The organism is Microbacterium sp. NPDC087592 (assembly GCF_044743585.1).
GTDB lineage: Bacteria > Actinomycetota > Actinomycetes > Actinomycetales > Microbacteriaceae > Microbacterium.
Genome location: NZ_JBIUWT010000001.1, coordinates 265055 through 279858, shown reverse-complemented (window position 1 = coordinate 279858; position 14804 = coordinate 265055). Strand labels below are relative to the sequence as shown.

Sequence of the window (14804 nt, the reverse complement as noted above, 5' to 3'; positions counted from 1 at the left end):
CTCAGACCCGCACGAACGCGCGCAGCGGATGCTCGATGAGCTCGGTGACGCGCCGCAGGAATCCCGCCGCGTACCCGCCGTCGCACACGCGATGGTCGAACGCGAGCGACAGCTGCACGATACGACGCGCGACGATCGCCCCGTCGACGACCCACGGCCGCTCGATGATCCGGCCGATGCCGAGGATGGCGACGTCCGGGTGGTTGATGATCGCCGCCGAGCCGTCGACGCCCAACCCGCCGTAGTTGTTGAGGGTGAAGGTCGAGCCGCGCAGGCGTTCCGGCGGCATCGTGCCTGCTCTGGCCGTGGCGGTGAGCTCGCGCAGTGCCGCATCGAGCTGCTCCACGGTGAGGGCGTGCGCACGGGGGACGACCGGGACCAGGAGTCCGCGTTCGGTGTCCGCCGCGATCCCGAGGTTCACGCCGTCGAACGAGATCAGCTCCTCGCCGCTCTCGTCGAGTCGCGAGGCCAGCACCGGGTAGTCCTCGAGGGCGAGCAGGACGAAGCGCGCGAGCAGTGCCGTGACCGAGGGGGCCTTGCCGCCCTCCGGGGCCATCTGCGCGCGGAGGTCCCATAGGGACGTGGCATCGACGTCGACCCAGACGGTGGCCTCGGGGATCTCGGTGCGACTGCGCGTGAGCTTCGCGCTGACCGCGCGCCGCAGCGGCGACATGCGCTCGCGGGAGACGACGTCGAGCCCGTCGACGGACTCACCCGTCCCGTTCGCGGCGCGGTGATGCGCGGCGGCGCCGTCGACGGCGTTCTCGACCGCGGCCTGCAGCACGTCGGCGCGGGTGATCGCCCCGTCGGGGCCGGTCGCGGCGATCGTGTGCACGTCGAGGCCGAGATCGCGGGCGAGGCGACGGACGAGGGGGGAGCGCACGGCCACCGGGCGGCGGACGGATGCAGCGAGGGCAGGGGTCGCGTCAGGGTCGACGGCGGCGGCCTTCGATGCGGATGCCGATGCGGGTGCGGGTGGGGGTGCGGTCGGGCGGTCGACTCGGACCGACGCGGCGGCCGGCCGTCGCCGCCCCTTCGTCGTGTGCGCTGTGGTGCCGTAGCCGATCAGCACGTTCCCGGATCCGGCGCGTTCCTCCTCGCGGTACGCCTCATGCTCGGGGGTGCTCGACGCTGCAGACCCGGCAGCATCCGGAGTCGTTCCCTCCGCCGCCGATGCCGATTCCGGGTCGGCGACCTCGAGCACCGGTGCACCGACGTCGATGGTGTCCCCGGCGGTGCCGTGGAGAGCCGTGACGACGCCGGCGAACGGCGATGGCAGCTCCACCACGCTCTTCGCGGTCTCGACCTCGGCGATCGGCTGGTCGGTCGTGATGGTGTCGCCCACCGCGACGAGCCACGTCACGAGTCCCGCCTCAGTCAGGCCCTCGCCGAGGTCCGGCAGGCGGAAGATGTGCGTGGACGGCTTCAGTGGGGCGCTCATACGTCGTCCTCCCAGTGCAGGGTGTCGATCGCATCGAGCACGCGGTCGACATCGGGCAGGTACCAGTGCTCGAGCTTCGGAGGTGCGTAGGGGGTGTCGAGCCCCGTGACCCGTCGGACCGGGGCCGCGAGGTACTCGAAGCAGCGCTCGAACACGCGGGCCTGGATCTCCGAGGCGACGCTCACATATCCGGGGGCCTCGGCGATGACCACGGCACGGCCGGTGGACTTCACCGCGGCGGTCACGGTCGCGTCGTCGAAGGGGGAGAGCGAGCGCACGTCGACCACCTGCACGCTGCGCCCCTCGGCGGCGGCGACATCGGCGACCTCGAGTGCGAGCGGCACGGAGGCGCCGTAGGCCAGGAGCGTCACATCCGTGCCCTCGTGGGCGATACGGGCGGTGCCGAGTTCCGTGGTGATCGAGGTGTCGACTTCGCCCTTCGACCAGTACAGCTTCTTCGGCTCGAGGAAGATCACCGGATCCGGCGAGGCGATCGCCGCGCGCAGCAGCGAGTAGGCATCCTGCGGCGTCGACGGACTGACGACCGTGAGGCCGGGGGTGTGCGCGTAGTAGGCCTCGGAAGAGTCGCAGTGATGCTCCACGCCGCCGATGCCGCCACCGAACGGGATGCGGATCACCAGCGGCATCCGCATCCCTCCGCGCGTGCGGTTGCCGAGCTTCGCGACATGGCTGACGATCTGCTCGAACGCGGGCAGTGCGAACGCATCGAACTGCAGCTCCACCACGGGCCGCATCCCGTTCATGGCCATGCCGACCGCGGTGCCGACGATGCCGGACTCGGCCAGGGGCGTGTCGAAGCAGCGCTCCTCGCCGAACCGCGCGGTGAGGCCGTCGGTGATGCGGAAGACGCCCCCGAGCGCCCCGACGTCTTCGCCGAAGACGACCACATCCGGGTCGGACTCGATCGCGTCGGCGAGTGCTCTGTTCAACGCGGCGGCCATGGTCATGGTGGTCGCCGTGGGGGACTCGACCTCGGTGCGGGTGTCGTCGTGTGCGATCGTCATCGGTGGCCTCCGTTCGGGGTGATCCCTGCACTCGCATCGGCGAGGCGCGAGCGCTCGATCTCGTCGCGCAGCAGGTGCCATTGCTCGTCGAGCTGCGGCGAGCGGGTCGCTGTGACGAAGCGGAACAGGTCTTCGGGGTCGAGCTCGGCGTCGGTGTTCAGCGCCGTGCGCATCGCCGCGGCGATCTCCTCGGCGCCGGAGGCGAACCGCTCCTCGGCGTCGGCGTCGAGGGCTCCGGTGCCCGTCAGATGGGTCCGCAGGCGAAGCAGCGGGTCGCGGGCGATCCAGGCCTGCACCTCGTCGCGCTCCCGGTACCGGGTGTCGTCATCGGCGTTGGTGTGCGCCTGCATCCGATAGGTGTGCGCCTCGACGAGCGAGGGGCCGCCGCCGGCGCGGGCGCGGTCCACCGCCTCGCCGAGCACGGCGAGCACGGCGGCGACGTCGTTCCCGTCGACACGCTGTCCCGGCATCCCGTACCCGATCGCCTTGTGGGCGAGGGACGGCGCCGCGGTCTGCCGCGAGAGCGGGACCGAGATCGCGAACCCGTTGTTCTGCACGAAGAAGACGACCGGCACCTGGAAGACGGCGGCGAAGTTCATCGCCTCGTGGAAGTCGCCCTCGCTGGTGGCGCCGTCGCCGCACAGCGCGAGCACGACCGTGTCCTCGCCGCGATGCGTGGCCGCCTGCGCGAAGCCGACCGCGTGCAGCAGCTGGGTGGCGAGGGGAGTGGCCTGCGGTGCGACCCGGTGGGCGCGCACGTCGTAGCCCGAGTGCCAGTCGCCCTTGAGGAGGACCATCGCGTCGGCGGGTTCGACTCCGCGTGCGATGACGGCGACCGAGTCGCGATAGGTCGGGAACAGCCAGTCCGTGTCGCCGAGAACCATCGCGGCGGCGACCTGGCACGCTTCCTGCCCGTGCGAGGACGGGTAGACGGCGAGGCGTCCCTGACGCACGAGCGCGCCGGCCTGGTCGTTGATGCGCCGGCCCTCGACGAGGCCGCGATAGGCGGCCAGCAGGGTGTCGCCGTCGGGGAGCGCGTAGTGCTCGTCCGCGACAGGCTGTCCGTCCGCATCGATCAGTTGCACCGCGGTGTCTCGCGGAAGCATGTCGGTGTGCAGCATGCGCTCGTCCTCCTTGGCGAACTCGGTGGGGACAGCTTGCCTCTGTGGGCGACAGTCATCCAAGATCATCCGCGAAATACTGGATGGAAGAGCGGCAGATGCGGCATTCTTGATCGAAGTGTCAGATTTTCTGGCCCGAGGGAGGGGTGTCATGATCGCGCTGGACGACACGGACCGAGCGATCCTCGAGGAGCTGCGTCGCGACGCGCGCTCGTCGATGACGGCGATCGCGGATGCCGTGCACATCTCGCGTGCCGGTGCGCACGCGAGGATCAAGCGCCTCACGGACGCCGGTGTCATCACGGGATACACGGTCCGCACGGATCCCGTACTGCTCGGGCATCATGCGAGTGCCTACGTGACCCTCGCCATCGAGCAGGCGACGTGGCAGGCGGTGAGCGACCGGCTGCGCGCGATCCCCGAGATCGAGCACATGGCGCTCGTCGGCGGCGACTTCGACGTGATCCTGCTGGTGCGCGCCAACGACGCCCGCGACCTCCGTCGCATCGTGCTCGAGGACATCCAGGCGATCCCCTCCATCCGCTCGACCCGGACCACGCTGATCTTCGAGGACTACACGCGGGAGTAACGGGGACACGGGCGCGTTCTGCGGTGCGGGTGGGTTCTGCGGCGGGGTCTGCGGCGGCGGGGTCTGTGGCGGCGGGGTCTGCGGCGAGTGTGGACAAGTGTTGCGTCGGTGTTTCTGTGGAGGGCGTGTCGGTGTTCCGCGTGTTTCGCGTGTTTCGGAATATTGCTCTGAACTGGGGTTATCGAGGTTCGAATGTCGGTGGTCCCGGGTTGACTTAGGGGTATGAACAACCCCGCGGAACTGCTCGGCCAGGTCGTCGCTGACCTGGATGCGGTGCTGCGCTCTGACGTGATCGCCCGGCTCGGTGACGACGAGAAGATGGTGTTGTTGCGGGTCGCGGGTGAGGTGCAGCGGCGGGTGGGGGCGGTGGTCGTGGAGGCGGTCGCGTCGGTCGATGAGCGTCCGGCGGGGTCGGGGGAGCCGGCGTTCTGTGGACGCTATGGCTGTCGCACGGTGAACGAGTTGCTGCAGCGGGTGGTGCGCACGGATGCTGCGGGGGCGGGGCGGGTGGTGAAGGCCGCGAAGGCGGTGCGGCGGGAGGTGGGGGTGTCGTCGGGGGCGTGGTTGCCGGCGCGGTGGCCCGCGCTGCGGGTGGCGTTGGTGGACGGGACGATCGGGGTCGCGGGGCTGTTGGCGGCGATCGGGCCGATCGAGCAGGCCGGGGCCCGGGTCGGGGCCGCGGACCGGTTGCGGGCGGATGCGGAGTTGGCCGCGTACGCGCGGGGGTTCGCGGCTGCTGACGCGGAACCGGAACCGGAACCCGATGCGGACACGGACTCGGATGCTGGTGGGGAGGTTGGATCGGCGGCGACGCCGGAGGATCTGCGGTTGTTGGCGCAGGTGATCGTGCAGTATCTCGATCCGGATGGTGCGGAGCCCGCGGACGATATCGCGATGCGGGTGCGGGGGCTGACCCTCGGGCGCGCGAAAGACGGGGTGATCCCGGTCCGGGGACGGTTGCTGCCGGAGGTCGCGGGACAGTTGCAGCGTCTGTTCGACGCGTACCTGAACCCGAAAGTCGACGGACCACCCGTCCCCGGAGTCATGTTCCGGCCTTCGGGGGAGACGAACTCGGAAACGAACTCGGAAACCCTCGATGACGGTGCGGGTATGGACGACGACGCCCTTCCGTCCGGTGACCCGGGGCGGATGGTCGACCCGCGCTCGCGGTCGCAGAAGCAGCACGACACCCTCGCCGCGATCCTCGGCATCGCCGCCCGCCATGACGACACCCCACGCCTGGGCGGGGGCGCGCCCACACTGGTGGTGTCCGTCACCGCCGACGACTACACGACCGGTCGCGGCTGGGCGCACGTCGAGGGCATCGACACCCCCGTCCCCACCCGTGTCGCCGTCCACACCGCGTGCGCGGGCGGGGTGCAACGGGTGCTGTTCGACCCGCACGGGCGGATCATCGGCATCAGCACCACCGACCGGATCTTCACCGCGCATCAGCGTCGCGCGATCACCCTCCGCGACCGTGAGTGCCTCATCCCCGGCTGCCACGTCCCCGCGACCTGGTGCGAGATCCACCACGTCCACGAGCACGCCCACGGCGGCCCCACCCACACCGACAACGGCGTCGCCCTCTGCTGGCACCACCACAGAACCCTCGACACCTCCGGCTGGGAGATCCGCATGCGCCACGGCACACCCCACGTCCGCGGACCCGCCTGGTGGGACCCCGCCAGACGCTGGCGCACCCCACGACCCCCGACACCACTACCCCCGACACCACGACCCCCGGCACCACGACCCCCGACACCACGAACAACGACCTCGCGAAACGACACGCGTCTGTTCCGCTGCGGGTGTGAAGAGCTGCGGCGGGTGTGATCTGTCGTTGCCGGTAGGACGAGCGCCAGCCCACTCAGCGAACGAGGAGAGACACCACGACGATGGCGAGGGAGACGGCGCCGAAGGCGGCGGCGAGCGCCGTCAAGGCGAGAAGCATCCCGCCTCCGGGCATCGCCTCGGAAGAGAGCTCCGCCGGTGTGGAGAGCTCCGCCGGTGTGGAGAGCTCCGCCGGTGTCGAGGAGTGCAGTGCGGCGGTCGTCTGCAGCTGCCGGCGCCGGGCGGCCACCCAGAACGTGCATGCAGCGCCGATGCCGACAACTCCCGGCGCGAGTCCCCACGCAGCCGCGTCGGCCGGCAGCAGAAGGGGGAAGACCCTGAGGGAGACCACCGAGCCGATCGCGATGGCGAGCGCAGTCCGCCGCCACGCGAGTTCCGTGCGCTCCGGCTGCAGTCCCGGATCGAACGGACCCGAGACGAGTGCCCCCGGGGGGATGTGCCCCTGACCGGTCACCGCCAGAGCACCCCCGCCAGAACCAGCAGGCCGACGATCGTCACGACGACCGCGAGCACGATCGCAGAGAAGGCTCCCGGCAGCGGGCGCGACTGGCGCAGGGCGCGCTCCGCGCGCATCCACTCCCACCAGGCGAGGGGCGCGACCGCCGTGCCGGTGATCATCAGCAGCAGTGAGGCCGCGAGGCGGAAACCGGCGTGCAGGTCGAGGCCCAGGACTTCGAGGGCGACGCCACCCGCGATCAGCGCGAGGCCGGTGCGGGTCCACGCGAGGAACGTGCGCTCGTTCGCCAGAGAGAAACGCGGATCGGGTTCTTCGCCGATGCCGAACACCGAGGCGGGGAAACGTCGCATCGCCTCATCGTAGCGGCGGGGTGCGGCGGGGTGCGGCGGGGTGCGGCGCTCGCGGGGGAGCGACCGTCGTCAGGAGATCGTGATCTCGAACCCGGTGGCCGTGGGGGTCACGGCCACCTGCGAGAGATCCGTGACCAGGACGGTCGGGTTGTGCGCTGCCGCGTGCTTCCCGACACCGACGACCCGCATGCCGGCCGCGAGACCCGCCTGGATTCCCGCGCCGGAGTCCTCGAACACGATGCAGTCCGCTGGGTCGATCCCCAGCAGGCCCGCGGCGCGGACGAATCCCTCGGGATCGGGCTTGGAGGCGGAGACGTCTTCGGCGGTCACGCTGCGCTCGGGCACGGTGAGCCCGGCGGCCTGCATCCGAGCGGTCATGAGGGCGACGTTGGCGGAGGTGACGATCGCGTGCGGGAACGGCTGCAGCGCCTCGAGCAGCGCCCGTGCGCCCGGGATCTCGATCACACCGTCGACATCACTCGCCTCCGTGGCGAGCATGACCTCGTTCTCACGGAGGTTGATGGCATGGTCGCGCTCGGGCAGCATGATCGCCATGCTCTGGTGACCCTGGCGGCCGTGCACGACGCGGAGCACCGTCTCGCGGTCGATGCCGTGCGGCTCCGCCCAGGCGAGCCAGAGCCGCTCCACGACAGCTGTCGAATCGACGAGGGTCCCGTCCATGTCGAGAAGGACGGCGCGGGCGGCGAGAGTCTGGGGCACCCCTCCAGGCTAGTGCGGGCCGGATCGGACGCCTGCCGACTTCTATGATGTGGACCGGGAGGCACGGACGATGAATGCACTCGCGAAGAGAGTCGTGCAGGTGCTGCGGCAGGTGCGGGGTCCCGACACGGCGGATGCCGTGTTCGAGGCGACCGCGCTGATCGTCGGCGCCGGGTTCCTCGTGATCGGCTTCCTCGTCGCGCTCCCGGTGTTCTGGGGACATGATCTGGCGATCAGCGGCAGCGGTTCGATCGGTGTCTTCGCCGCGTTCGGCGGAGCGATCACCGCGGCCATCGCCTTCGCCCTCGGACGCATCGCGGTGCGGCCGGAACAGGTGGATCCGGCCGCGGTCCGCGACGGCTTCACCGTGCCGGGCGATCGACTGCGCTGGTACGACCTCGCCGCCATCGCGTTCGCGCACGCGGCGATCGCCTACCTCGGCTGGCTCGGCGTCGCGGAGCTCCTCGAGCGGAGCTTCACGGATGCGCCGGTGTTCGCCTTTCCCGGCGCGGTGCTGGTGGCGGTCGCGTTCGCTCTGACCGGCTACGTCTCGTTTCTCAGCGCGGTGGCGCTCACGCCCATGGTCCTCTCGCTCGTGCTCGCGGTCTTCCTCGTCGTCGGCGCCTTCGCCAGCATGCTCGCCTCCAGCGACGTGCACTGGTGGCGCGACAACCTGTCGGCGCTCGGGATGAGCAGCAACAGCTCATCCGTGGCCTTCAACGCGACCCTGATCATCGCCGGCGTCATGGTGACGACCATCGCCCGGTACGCGACAGCCGGGCTCCCCGCCGACGATCCCGCCGACCGCCGCGGACGTTTCCTCGTGCGCGGAGGTCTGATCCTCCTGGGGATCTTCCTCGCCTGTGTCGGGCTGTTCCCCGTCGACGAGTTCTTCCTCCTGCACAACACCGTTGCGACCGGCATGACGGTCGTGTTCGGCGTCGTCGTGGTGGGACTGCCGTGGCTCCTGCCCAGCATCCCGAAGGTGTTCGTGGGCTTCGGCTGGGCCTTCGTGCTGGTGATCATCCTGCTGGCCGCATTCTTCGCGGTCGGTTACTACAACCTCACCGCGGTCGAACTCATCGCCGCAGTGCTGATCTTCAGCTGGATCATCGTCTTCCTGCGCACGGCGGGCTCGATCGGAACAGCGCCGCCCGCCCGCATCGACGAGGTCGAGCGGACGGGCGGCACCGTGCCGGGGGCTGCGGCGTGAGCGTCAGCCCTTCACACCACTGGCGGCGATTCCGGCGACGAACACCCGCTGCGTGACCAGGAACACCAGGAGCGTCGGAAGCGACGCGATGATCGCACCGGCCAGCACCACGTTCTGATACTCGAAGCTCATCGTGTAGGACATGAGCCTGTTCAGGGTCAGGACCACAGGGTAGAGCGCCTCCGAACGCAGGATCGAGAGCGGCCAGATGAAGTTGTTCCACGCATAGACGAACATGAAGACGGCGAGCGTGACGATCGCGGGCTTCAGCAGCGGAACGACGAACTGCCAGACGATCCGGAACTCTCCGGCGCCGTCCATCCTGGCCGCTTCGATGAGTTCGTCCGGAATGTCGCGGATGAACTGCCGCATCAGGAAGATGCCGAACGCGTTCGCCAACCACGGCAGCATCACGCCGAGATACGTGTCGGAAAGTCCCATGCTGTTGACCAGGTAGTACAGCGGCACCAGGGTCACGATCGGGGGCAGGAACATCGTCGCGACGATCGACCAGAAGAGCAGATCGCGCCCCTTGAAGGTGTGCTTGGCGAACACGTACCCCGCAAGGATGCTGGTGGCGAGGACACTGAGGGTGCTGCCACCGGCGATGATGAGGCTGTTCATCATGGACTGCATGAACGGCACTGCCGTCAGCGCGGTCGCGGCCTGATCGAGCGTGGGGTCGGTCGGGAACCAGGTCGGCGGGATCTGGGAGAACTCCGCGGGCGACTTCAGCGCCGAGATCACCAGCCAGTACAGCGGGAACAGCGGCACCAGGGCGACGATCGCCAGCAGCACGTAGAGTCCAGCCGTCGACAGCCGCCGCCGCATCGGAACCGGACGCCGAGAGGCCGGCGCCGTCTTCGGCTTCGGAGCCCGAGGCGGCGTGGAGGTCGGGGTCGAGGTGCTGGTCTGAAGACTCATCGCGTGCGTCCCTTCATGATGATGCCGAGGACCCCGCCGACGGCGATGATCATGAGGAACAGCGAGACCGCGAGGGCCGAGGACTCACCGGCCATGCCGTACTGGAATGCGGTGCGCTGGATCTCGAACGAGACCATGTTGGTCGAGTTCGCGGGCCCGCCCTGGGTGAGGAGGTAGATCGGATCGAACACCTGGATCGAGTTGATGAAGGTCATCAGCACCACGAACACCAGCGACGGGCGCAGCAGCGGGATCGTGATCGACCAGGTCTGACGGACGATGCCCGCGCCGTCGATGCGTGCGGCCTCGTAGAGGTCCTCGGAGATCTGGGTGAGCCCGGCGATGAGCAGGATGACGTAGTAGCCGAGCATCTGCCAGACGTTGAAGATCACGAGCGAGACCAGGGCCCACTGCGGGTCGCTGAGCCATCCGGGCGGGTCTATCCCGACCGCGGCGACCATGGTGCTCAGCGGGCCGTAGCCGGGCGCGTAGATGTTGCTCCAGATGATCACGATCGCGATCGTCGGGATCACATACGTCGCGAAGAGCAGCACCCGCACGATGCCCTTGCCCTTGAGGCGCGGAAAGTACAGCAGGAGCGCGATCAGCAGGGCGATCGGCACGGTGATGACGATCGACAGCAGTACGTAGAGGGCAGTGTTGCCGAGCGCCTGCACTCTGGTCGCATCGGCGAACAGCCCGGAGTAGTTGTCGAGCCCCACCCACGTCATCTCGGTGATGGGGGTGAACATCGACCAGCGGTGGAAGCTGATCCAGACCGTCATCAGGGTGGGGATGAGGGTGAAGACGCCGATGATGAGCAGCGCCGGGCTGAGGAACAGCGCCGACCAGCGTCGGGTGGAGGCGATGCTCCGGCGCTTCGAGGTGCGCGCGACGGGCGGCGCGGCGGCGGGACGTTCGAGGGTCGTCAAGTCAGGCCTTTCGGGAGGATGGCGGGGAGGCGGTCGAGGCCGCCTCCCCGCCGGGGTGTCACTGAGCGGCGCTGAGCGTGGCGTCGACGTCGCGAGCGGCGTTCTCCATCGCCGTCTTCGCGTCGACCTGTCCGTTCACGAGTGCCTCCAGCTGTCGCTGCAGGGCATCGGTCGCAGCCGGTCCGCCGAGCACGGTCGGGAACGGGGTCGCGTTCTCCAGAGCCGTCACGTACGACGACAGGAACGGCGTCTCCAGCTCAGCGGCGTGCGCCTCCAGGTCGGAGGAGCGCGTGGGCAGGATCCCCATCGACAGCAGGATGTCGGCCATCGCCGAGGAACCGGCTTCGCCGGAGTCCGGGCCGTTGAGGTAGGTGAGGAACTCCCACGCCGCCTTCTGACGCGCGTCGGAGGCCTTGCCGTTGACCATCGTCATCCAGGAGTACGAGATCGACGAGGACTCATCGCCGCTGGGGCCGACCGGGATCGGCGCGGTGGCGACGTTCTCGAAGTCATCGCCCATACCGTCGCGGAGCGCGCTCTCCCACCAGTTGGCCATGACGATCATGCCGGTCTGACCGTTCACGAAGGCGTCGAGGTACGGGCCGGTGGTGTTGGCGTTCGCCGTCGACTTCCTGGGGTCGCTCGACCCGTCGGCGACCAGCTTCTCGTACAGTTCCGCCGTCTCGAGGGCTTCCGGGCTGGTCAGCTCGGAAGCCGTGCCCTCCTCGTTCAGGAACGAGCCGCCGTTCGACGCGAGCAGCGACAGGAACGGATGCACCACGCCGGAGTTCCAGCCGGTGATGAGGCCGAAGCCCTGCTGGTCTCCGGTGGTGAGCTTCGCGGAATCCTCGACGAGGGCGTCCCAATCGGCCGGAGGCTCGGCGATGCCCGCCGCGTCGAACAGCGCGGAGTTGTAGTTGAGCTGGTACAGGTCGATCTCGTTCGGGATGCCGTACACGTCGCCGCCGTTGCTCGCCGCCGAGACGACGCCGGCCGGCCAGTTCTCCGTGACCTCGTCGGCGACGTCGGCGGGCGCGGCAGCGGCGAGACCGTCGCGCACCAGCTCGGGCAGCCACGCGTCGTAGATGCCGACGATCGCCGGGCCGTCCGCCGACGCACCCTGCGTACGCAGGGTCGAGAGCAGGTTGCCGAACGGGACCGCCTGCACCTTGACGGTGATGTCGGGGTGGTCTTCGGTGAACGCCGCGCCGGCGGCCTCCAGCATCGCGACCTGGTCCGGTCCCCAGTGCGTGAGGAAGGTGAGTTCCTGGGGGCCGCCGGCATCGCCGGAGCCGCCGGAAGAGCCGGAGCAGCCGGCGAGGGTCAGCGTCGTCGCGAGCCCCAGAGCGGTGACCGCGAGAAGTGATTTCTTCATGGTTCCTTCGTTTCTGTGCGTATCGGGTGGGTGAGGAGGATCAGGGGCCTGCGAGGGTGAACTTCTCGGCCCCCGCAGATCGGAATGCGGCTGCGCGCCGCTCACCGACCAGGCAGCCCTTGACCTGCATGAGCGCGGAGTAGTAGTCGATGAAGCGGAAGCCGTAGGTCTCGCCGCGCGCGAAGGCGTGCTCCTGGATTCCGGTGAGCCAGAGGTCGAACGCCTCGTCGGGGATGCCGAAGAACGTGTCCGCCTCGAACCCCTCCATGTCCTCCCAGTTCTCGGCGTGCAGGATCCGCGGAACGGAATGCCGCGCCGCCTCGATCTCCTCGAGGGGGATGGAGGCGAGGAAGGCGCCGCGGAGGGCCGCCTGCGCCGCGCGCTCGTGGTCCCGGTGCATGGAGTGCACCCAGTGGGTGATCAGGACATCGGGCTTGGTCGCACGGATGATCTCGGCGATCTGCTCGGCGACCGCCTCGTCATCCGGGAGGAACCCGTCGGAGTAGTCGAGGGTGATCAGCTCAGCGCCGATCGTCTCGGCGAAGAAGCGGGCCTCGTGGAGTTTCTGCTCGCGGTAGACGCTCGGTGCGACCGTCGGATGCCCGCGCTCGCCGTAGGTGCAGTCGACGATGATGGCGCGGCCGCCCTCGAGGACGACCTTGGCGAGTGTGGGGCCCGCCGTCAGCTCCATGTCGCCGATGTGGCCGCCGACCGCGATGACGGTGTTAGACATTGCTCTCTCCGATCTCTGCGCGCAGGATGTCGAATGTGCGGGTCGCGGCGAACCCGGTCTTGGCGTACAGGGCCGATGCGGTCGATCCCTCATCGGCCCAGAGGAACCAGGCGCTGTGTGCGCCGAGCGCGGTCATCCGCTCCAGGGTCAGGTGGAGAAGCGCCTTGCCGAGTCCCGTTCCGCGGCTCTCCGGGAGCACACCGAACGGGCCGAAACGCTCGATCACGGACTCGTAGGTGCCGTGCATGGCCCAGCCGAGCACCGTGCCCTCAGGGTTCTTGGCGATGAGGATGCGTTCCAGCGGCAGCCCGCCGAGAACGCCTTCGCGGATCGCACGCGCCCAGTCGGAATTGAAGGCTTCGCCGGCGATGCGGATCAACGGCACGAGGTCGTCGTCGCTCGGCGTTCCGAGATACCACCCGTCGGCGCGCAGCGCTTCGATCCGAGTGCGGACGTCGTCGGGCATCTGATAGCCGATCAGTGAACGGTCCATCGCGCTCGGACGCTCGATGCGGGAGAACCCCAGCGATTCGAGCAGTGCCGACGCGGCGGGGTAGCGGGCGGTATCGAGACCGGGCAGCACGTAGTTCGGCGTGTACGCCGAGAAGACGACCTCGGTCGCGCCGTGCGAGCGGAGCCAGCCGATCGCCTGGGTCAGCAGGCTGCGCCCGAGACCGTGTCCGCGCTGCTCGGGGACGACGAAGAAGAACGGGATCCACCCGGTCTCCGGCTGGAGATCGCCGGCGTCGTGTGCGATGCGGCGGCGGACGGCATAGGCCGCTCCGACGATCGCGCCGTCGCGCTCGGCGATGAGGAGGCCGTCCGCATCGAAGTTCCGATCGAGCAGGACCAGATCGCGCAGTCGTGCGGGGGTGATCCCGTCCTGCGGGGCGGATCGGGTCCAGGCCTCGGCAAGAGCAGCGCTCTCACCGGGTCGGAAGGGGCGCACCATCGTGGTGCCGTGCTCATACGTCAACGTCGTCGTCCTCTCGCCTTCGGGTGTGGCCAGTATGGCAACAATGTTCAAGAAAGTCGAGAGATACGTAGATCGTTTACATCACGGAAATATGACGATCTCGCCGCCGGTCGCCGTGGGTGTCGAACCTGGGGGAGGAGGCCGGCGCGAGCTCAGTCGCGGAGGGCCCGGGTGGCCTCGCGGGTCCGGCGCAGCGCGTCGACGGTTTCGGCGAAACGGCGCTTCGCGATGCCGACGAACAGGCAGTCGACGAGCGCCAGCTGCGCGATCCGGCTGACCATCGCTCCGGCGCGGAAGGTGGATTCGCGCACCTCGGTGAACAATGCGTGATCGGCGGCGCCGGCGAGGGGGGAGTCCTTGGCCGACGTGACTGCGATGGTCGCCGCGCCGTTGGCACGCGCCGTCTCCAGGAAGCGCACCGTCTCCGCGGTGGAGCCCGCATGCGAGAACCCGATGGCGACCGTGGGGGAGGTCTGCAGGACGGTCGCGGCGATCGCTTCGTGCGGATCGGAGGGGACGTGGGCATTCCTGCCCACGCGAAGGAGCTTGTGTGCGAGGTCTTCTGCGACGAACTGGCTCGCCCCGATGCCGAAGATCAGGATGCGGTCGGCGCGGTCCACGGCGTCGATCGCGGCCTCCAGTACGTCGAAGTCGAGTCGGGCCACCGTCTCCTCTATCGCGAGCAGTTCGAGAGAGGCGAGTTTGGACACTGCTTCGCTGAGCGTGTCCTCGTCGGAGATCTCGGACCCGAATGCGCCCCGCGCTGAGAACTGCGCCGCCTCCTTGCCCAGCTCGGTCGCGAGCGCCATGCGCAGCGGCGCATAGCCGCTGAATCCGATCGCGCGGCAGAACCTTACGACCGAGGCCACGGAGGTGTGGCACTCCTCGGCGAGTTCGTTGATGGTCATGTCGATGACGACGGACGGATTCTCCCGAATCGCTGCGGCGACGCGGGCGAGAGACGGGGGCAGCGTCGCGGCCGCTGCCTCGATCGTCGACTGAATGCTCATCCGCTTCCTCCAGAGATGTGGGATTCTCAGTATGTCGTGGGCCCCTGCGCAACGTTGGGTAAATTCTTTTCAGTAAGTCTAGAT

The 14804-nt window shown here is 69.1% G+C and carries 15 protein-coding genes; 3 read left to right on the top strand and 12 right to left on the bottom strand.

Annotated elements, in window-relative coordinates; all coding sequences use genetic code 11:
- Position 1: 1 nt before the first annotated feature.
- The 3 genes from ACIOTO_RS01395 to ACIOTO_RS01385 are packed head-to-tail and all read right to left on the bottom strand — an operon-like array spanning position 2 to position 3587.
- On the bottom strand, positions 2-1441 hold the full coding sequence (locus tag ACIOTO_RS01395; protein WP_400856065.1) for a dihydrolipoamide acetyltransferase family protein: 1440 nt from the start codon (positions 1439-1441) through the stop codon (positions 2-4).
- On the bottom strand, positions 1438-2466 hold the full coding sequence (locus tag ACIOTO_RS01390) for an alpha-ketoacid dehydrogenase subunit beta (protein WP_400856063.1): 1029 nt from the start codon (positions 2464-2466) through the stop codon (positions 1438-1440). Before ACIOTO_RS01390 ends, ACIOTO_RS01395 begins: the two co-directional genes overlap by 4 nt.
- Positions 2463-3587 carry a thiamine pyrophosphate-dependent enzyme gene (locus ACIOTO_RS01385; RefSeq protein WP_400856062.1) on the bottom strand — a complete coding sequence of 375 codons (1125 nt, stop codon included), beginning with the start codon at positions 3585-3587 and terminating at the stop codon, positions 2463-2465. The genes ACIOTO_RS01390 and ACIOTO_RS01385 overlap by 4 nt, the downstream gene beginning before the upstream one ends.
- Before the next feature lie 151 nt (positions 3588-3738).
- Here ACIOTO_RS01385 and ACIOTO_RS01380 point away from each other — a divergent pair, with 151 nt between their 5' ends.
- Positions 3739-4176, top strand: coding sequence for an Lrp/AsnC family transcriptional regulator (locus ACIOTO_RS01380; RefSeq protein ID WP_029262374.1), 438 nt, complete (start codon positions 3739-3741; stop codon positions 4174-4176).
- Positions 4177-4398: 222 nt separating this feature from the next.
- Complete coding sequence (locus tag ACIOTO_RS01375) at positions 4399-6012, top strand: DUF222 domain-containing protein (protein WP_400856060.1); 1614 nt, start codon at positions 4399-4401, stop codon at positions 6010-6012.
- Positions 6013-6046: 34 nt separating this feature from the next.
- On the opposite strand, the gene ACIOTO_RS01370 is transcribed toward ACIOTO_RS01375, so the two are convergent.
- From ACIOTO_RS01370 to ACIOTO_RS01360, 3 genes are all read right to left on the bottom strand, one after another.
- Positions 6047-6484 carry a DUF202 domain-containing protein gene (locus ACIOTO_RS01370; RefSeq protein ID WP_400856059.1) on the bottom strand — a complete coding sequence of 146 codons (438 nt, stop codon included), beginning with the start codon at positions 6482-6484 and terminating at the stop codon, positions 6047-6049.
- Complete coding sequence (locus ACIOTO_RS01365) at positions 6481-6837, bottom strand: YidH family protein (RefSeq protein WP_400856058.1); 357 nt, start codon at positions 6835-6837, stop codon at positions 6481-6483. The genes ACIOTO_RS01370 and ACIOTO_RS01365 overlap by 4 nt, the downstream gene beginning before the upstream one ends.
- A gap of 69 nt (positions 6838-6906) precedes the next feature.
- Complete coding sequence (locus ACIOTO_RS01360) at positions 6907-7557, bottom strand: HAD-IA family hydrolase (RefSeq protein ID WP_029263051.1); 651 nt, start codon at positions 7555-7557, stop codon at positions 6907-6909.
- Positions 7558-7627: 70 nt separating this feature from the next.
- Here ACIOTO_RS01360 and ACIOTO_RS01355 point away from each other — a divergent pair, with 70 nt between their 5' ends.
- Entirely contained in the window at positions 7628-8770 is a 1143-nt protein-coding gene (locus ACIOTO_RS01355; protein ID WP_105710303.1) for a DUF998 domain-containing protein, read from the top strand.
- Positions 8771-8773: 3 nt separating this feature from the next.
- Here the strand turns inward: ACIOTO_RS01355 and ACIOTO_RS01350 are convergent, their stop codons facing one another.
- The 6 genes from ACIOTO_RS01350 to ACIOTO_RS01325 form a co-directional block, all read right to left on the bottom strand.
- Entirely contained in the window at positions 8774-9694 is a 921-nt protein-coding gene (locus ACIOTO_RS01350) for a carbohydrate ABC transporter permease (protein ID WP_197021065.1), read from the bottom strand.
- Positions 9691-10626 carry a carbohydrate ABC transporter permease gene (locus ACIOTO_RS01345; protein ID WP_051662632.1) on the bottom strand — a complete coding sequence of 312 codons (936 nt, stop codon included), beginning with the start codon at positions 10624-10626 and terminating at the stop codon, positions 9691-9693. Before ACIOTO_RS01345 ends, ACIOTO_RS01350 begins: the two co-directional genes overlap by 4 nt.
- 58 nt (positions 10627-10684) lie before the next feature.
- Positions 10685-12001, bottom strand: coding sequence for an extracellular solute-binding protein (locus tag ACIOTO_RS01340; protein ID WP_400856054.1), 1317 nt, complete (start codon positions 11999-12001; stop codon positions 10685-10687).
- Between the two features lie 40 nt (positions 12002-12041).
- Positions 12042-12734, bottom strand: coding sequence for a PIG-L deacetylase family protein (locus tag ACIOTO_RS01335; protein WP_029263046.1), 693 nt, complete (start codon positions 12732-12734; stop codon positions 12042-12044).
- Complete coding sequence (locus ACIOTO_RS01330) at positions 12727-13710, bottom strand: GNAT family N-acetyltransferase (protein ID WP_197021064.1); 984 nt, start codon at positions 13708-13710, stop codon at positions 12727-12729. Before ACIOTO_RS01330 ends, ACIOTO_RS01335 begins: the two co-directional genes overlap by 8 nt.
- Before the next feature lie 152 nt (positions 13711-13862).
- Positions 13863-14720 carry a MurR/RpiR family transcriptional regulator gene (locus tag ACIOTO_RS01325; protein ID WP_029263044.1) on the bottom strand — a complete coding sequence of 286 codons (858 nt, stop codon included), beginning with the start codon at positions 14718-14720 and terminating at the stop codon, positions 13863-13865.
- Positions 14721-14804: the final 84 nt, after the last annotated feature.

Excerpts from the sequence above, each read along its gene's own strand:
- ACIOTO_RS01395 (WP_400856065.1), bottom strand. The coding sequence starts at position 1,441 with ATGAGCGCCCCACTGAAGCCGTCCACGCACATCTTCCGCCTGCCGGAC.
- ACIOTO_RS01390 (WP_400856063.1), bottom strand. The coding sequence starts at position 2,466 with ATGACGATCGCACACGACGACACCCGCACCGAGGTCGAGTCCCCCACG.
- ACIOTO_RS01385 (WP_400856062.1), bottom strand. The coding sequence starts at position 3,587 with ATGCTGCACACCGACATGCTTCCGCGAGACACCGCGGTGCAACTGATC.
- ACIOTO_RS01380 (WP_029262374.1), top strand. The coding sequence starts at position 3,739 with ATGATCGCGCTGGACGACACGGACCGAGCGATCCTCGAGGAGCTGCGT.
- ACIOTO_RS01375 (WP_400856060.1), top strand. The coding sequence starts at position 4,399 with ATGAACAACCCCGCGGAACTGCTCGGCCAGGTCGTCGCTGACCTGGAT.
- ACIOTO_RS01365 (WP_400856058.1), bottom strand. The coding sequence starts at position 6,837 with ATGCGACGTTTCCCCGCCTCGGTGTTCGGCATCGGCGAAGAACCCGAT.
- ACIOTO_RS01355 (WP_105710303.1), top strand. The coding sequence starts at position 7,628 with ATGAATGCACTCGCGAAGAGAGTCGTGCAGGTGCTGCGGCAGGTGCGG.
- ACIOTO_RS01350 (WP_197021065.1), bottom strand. The coding sequence starts at position 9,694 with ATGAGTCTTCAGACCAGCACCTCGACCCCGACCTCCACGCCGCCTCGG.
- ACIOTO_RS01340 (WP_400856054.1), bottom strand. The coding sequence starts at position 12,001 with ATGAAGAAATCACTTCTCGCGGTCACCGCTCTGGGGCTCGCGACGACG.
- ACIOTO_RS01335 (WP_029263046.1), bottom strand. The coding sequence starts at position 12,734 with ATGTCTAACACCGTCATCGCGGTCGGCGGCCACATCGGCGACATGGAG.
- ACIOTO_RS01325 (WP_029263044.1), bottom strand. The coding sequence starts at position 14,720 with ATGAGCATTCAGTCGACGATCGAGGCAGCGGCCGCGACGCTGCCCCCG.